The sequence below is a fragment of the Demequina ureilytica genome (assembly GCF_048553575.1).
Taxonomy (GTDB): Bacteria; Actinomycetota; Actinomycetes; order Actinomycetales; family Demequinaceae; genus Demequina.
The window spans coordinates 1-4,248 of the sequence record NZ_JBLZIE010000007.1 but is presented as its reverse complement, the minus strand read 5'-3'; the positions used below and the strand labels follow the sequence as shown (position 1 = coordinate 4,248).

Genomic DNA, 4,248 nt, shown 5'->3' with positions numbered 1-4,248 from the left:
TCCAGATCCAGATCGTCACCCACCACATACTCCGACTTGGACGGCAACTGCGTCACCGCAATCGACTCCAGTGCCGGCCCCTCGAGATCGATCTCCTGCGGGTCTACCGAACCGAGCGTGGGCGTGACCTTCTCCATCAGGCCGGTCACGGGGTCGAACGTGAGACGGTCGATGGTGGTCTCGCGGTTCGTACCGTTGCCCTCCGGGATCGCGAAGCGGTGGTACGCGATGTACCAGTCGTCCGTGCCAGGCACGTTCACGATCGAGTTGTGTCCGGTGCCGAGGATGCCTAGCGACGGGTCCTTCTCGAGGATCACGCCGCGATACGTCCACGGGCCCTCGGGGGTATCGGACGTCGCGTAGCCCACACGGTAGTTCTCGCTGCCCGTGTCGTCGATCGAGTACGTGAGGTGGTACATCCCGTCGCGATAGACCATGAAGGAACCCTCACGGTAGCCATCGAGACCGGGCATGTCCTGGATGGTGCCCGGCTCGAGCGACACCATGTCGTCCGCGAGCTCGGCCATCACGGGCGATCCGTTGCCCCAGTAGATGTAGTGCTTGCCCGACACCGGGTCCTTGAACGCGTGCGGGTCGATCGCTTGACCCGAGGTTACGGCCTCGTTGTTGAGGATCATTGCCTCCGGCTCCGCGACAAACGGGCCCTCGGGGTGGTCCGCTACAGCGACGCCGATGGTCTTGCGGTTCAGGTCCGTGTTGTGGCCCGAGAAGTAGAAGTAGTACTTCCCGTCCCGCTCGATGGCGGTGGGCGCCCACGCGTTGCCTTCGGCCCACGGCACGTTGCCGTTCTCCCCATCGAGGGTCAGGAACGGCTGCTCCGCACGCTCCCAGTCCACGAGATTCTTGGAGGACCAGGTGTAGAACTCCTTGCCGCCCCAGCCGGGATAGCCGTCGGACGTGGCGTAGATGTAATACGTGTCTCCGAACACGATGATGTTCGGGTCTGCGTACTTCCCGGGCAGAATCGGGGACCGCATTTCGACGGCCTCCATGGTCCACGTCGCGTCGGAACCACCGGCCAGCTGGTAGGTGACCTCAGAGCTGAGGTCCACCACCGTGCCCGAGGCCGGGTCGGACGTGACGCCCTCAACGGTCGAGAACACCGGCGCGAGTGCCGTCAGGTCGGTGCCGGGCTTGACGGGGAACACCACCGTGCGCTCCGTCTGGTTCACGATCGGGTCGACCTTGAGCACGGACCCGTCCTCCAGGGTGAGACCCAAGAGCACGTCCGTCTGGCCGGATCCCGCGAGCACCTCCTCCGGGCTCAGCGCCCGGTTGTAGAGGGCGAACTCACGGAACTGACCACGGAACAGACCGTCCGCGTCGTAATTGGAGCGTCCGAGGTGGTTGGCGGTCGTGAAGCCGGCCCCGATGTCACCGGGGTTGGCCGTCACCGTGCTCGTCGCCACCTCGACGCCGTTCAGGTACAGCGTCGCGGTGTCACCCTCGAGCGTGTACACCATCGTCACCCACTCGCCGCGAGGCAGCGCCGATCCGGCCCGCACGGTCTCTTCCGTGGACCAGTTGCCGGTGGCGAGGCTGGTGCGGTACTGCGCATTGCCGGTGGTGAACAAGTACCCGTTCCCCACTCCGGCGCTGTCAGTGTTTCCCAGGCCGTAGATGAAGTAGTTGCCTGACAGGGCGGTGTCCAGGTAAACCTCCGCCTCGATGGTGATGTCCTCGACGCCCGCCATGATGTTGTCCGGCAGGTCCACGTAGTCGTCACCGGTGAAGGCCAGCGCGCCATCTGAGGGTGCCGCGCCTCCCTGGATCGTGCCGTTGTATCCGTTGCCGGTCACATCGGTGAGCGTGGTGCCATCGAACGACTCGAAGTCGTAGCGGAGCACCTGGCCATCCTCGTCCGCGGTCACGGGGTCCGCAGTGACGATCTGCTCACGCAGTGAGGACAACTCCTCCGCCGTCACCGGGAACACCGTGCCGTGGCGGGGGCTGGCGGGAAGGTCGTACTCGTCCGAGATCTGCCAGTCCGGGTTGGTGATGTCTGCGGTCTCCAGCGGAACGTAGCCACGGCCTCCGTACTCGTCGACGAACAGGTAGTACTTGTCGCCGTTGACGTCGCCGGGGTTCGACTTGAAGATCGAAGGACCCTCGACCGCGCTGGTGCCGGCATCGCGGCCGATGCAACTGGCAAGCATGCTCCAGTCGTCCAGAGGAGCGCGGAGCTCGTCCGAATACTCGTGAATGATGTCGGAGCACCCTGTGGTGCCGGCGCCCTCATCCTTGGTGAAGCGGTGGTAGGTGCCGTCGACCTCGAGCACCGACGAGTCGATGCGGGAGATGCCCGTCTGCCAGCCCTGCGGCTCCGAGAAGTTCACGAAGTCTCGGGTGGTCGAGTACAGCATCTCGTTAGGAGGACTCGTGGTGCGGTCCGGGTCGTCCTCGGGGTACAGCTTGGAGGCCCAGAAGACCACGTACTCGCCGATCGAATCGTCGTAGTACGCCTCGGGCGCCCACGTGTTGCCGGCGTTGTCCGGAGCGACCTTGACGTGTCGCTGCTCCGACCAGTTCACCAGGTCATTGGACTCCCAGATCTCCAGGTACTGGGACCCTTCGCGCTGTGCAGCGCCCCAGTCTCCGTTACGACCGATGGAGAGGTCGGTGGCGATCATGTAGAACTTGTCGCCTTCGGGGGAGCGGATGATGAACGGGTCGCGCAGGCCAAGGGTGCCGTACTCGGACTCGAGTGTGGGCTCGCCACCGTTCAGCTCGTCCCAGTTCAGCGCATCGTTGCCGTCGGACGCCGCGAAGTAGATCTTCTCGCCGTCGATCGAGTTGCCGGTGAAGTAGGAGAAGCCGTAGCCCTCGAACGGTGCGAGTTCGATGGCAGCGAGCACGCGTGCGGTGAACTCGCGGGTCGCGGTCGCCTCACCGTTGGTCACGGTCGCGGTAAGCCCCACATCCGTGTCGGTGGCGGGCCGGTTGACGATCCCGTCCGCGGTGATGATCGCCTCGTCGGCACTCTCCCAGGTCACGGGCAGGCCCTCAACTTCAGTGGGCAGGAAGAGGTTGCCGCGAACGTCGTCGATGTTGACGACCTCGATTGCGGCCGCCGTGGCGTCTGCCACTGACTGAGCGTCCGACTGAGCGAGCACGGTGACGGCGAACTCGCGCGTCTCCTGCTCGGTTCCCCGGGTGATGGTCGCTGTCAGCGTGACAGTCGCGTCGTCCTGAAGGGCCTCGGGGCGGGTGATGGTGCCATCGGTGGCGACGGTCGCCTCGTCGGAGGAACTCCACGTCACCGTCGAGCCGTTGACGCCCGTGGTGGGGAGCGTGAGGTCGTCGGTCACCGCGGAGGTGTCGCCAAGGTCCAGGATCGCAGCGTCGCGTCCCACGCGAGTCGTGTCAGACGGAACGAGGGATGCCACTTCTTGTGCCGTGAGCGCGGAGTCGTACAGACGGAAGTCTCGGGCGGAACCCGCGAGGCGATTGTCGGCGTCGTATGCCGCGCGGCCGATGTAGTTCGCGGTCGTCAAGCCCCCGCCGAGGCTACCCGGCGTCACGGTCGTGGCGGTGTTCTCGCCCACCTGGACGCCGTCGAGGTAGGTGATGGCCGTGTCCGTCGCAGCGTCGATCGTGTACGTGATCGTCTTCCACACGCCGCGCTGAAGGTTGGCACCGCTGGCCGCGTTCTGCTCGCCAGCCCAGTTAGTGGGCGTGATGGTGTGGCGGTAACCGTTGCCACCGTTGCCCGTGGCCATCATGTAGCCCGTGCCGCTCTCACCGGTCGCCGTGTTGCCCAGGTTCCAGATGAAGTAGTTGCCAGACTGTGAGGTCCGGATAAGCACGTCCATACTCACGGTCACGGACTCGATGCCTGCGACCAGGTTGTCGGGCAGATCCACGTAGTCTTCGGTGCCGTCCAGGCGCACTCCGGCGTCGCCCTGCAGCGCGGGTCCGCCCACGTAGGTGCCGTCGTTGCCGTTGCCGGAGCTATCCACCGCGACGGTGCCAGAGGCCTCGTCAAGGCGGTAGTGAGCGACGAGGTTGTCCTCGGCCACTGCTTGGGCAGGCACCGAGGCGGCAACCGCAAGCGATCCAGCCAACCCCACCGATGCGGCAGCGGCGCCCCATCGTCTCCACGGCCTGGTCGATACGTTGTCCATCATGTTCCTCACGTCGTTGTCTCTCAATTCGGCAGGTTGTCGTAGCGGTTCAGGAACGCCGCCATTGCGTCGCGGGTGGTCTCGTTGAACGGGCGGAACTCGG

General features: G+C 65.3%; 1 protein-coding gene. It reads right to left on the bottom strand.

The features are described 5' to 3' along the window. Positions 1–4,148: family 43 glycosylhydrolase (locus tag ACNI3K_RS13050; RefSeq protein ID WP_419392333.1), on the bottom strand; the 4,148-nt coding region annotated here is incomplete at its 3' end. Between the last annotated feature and the right edge of the window lie 100 nt (positions 4,149–4,248).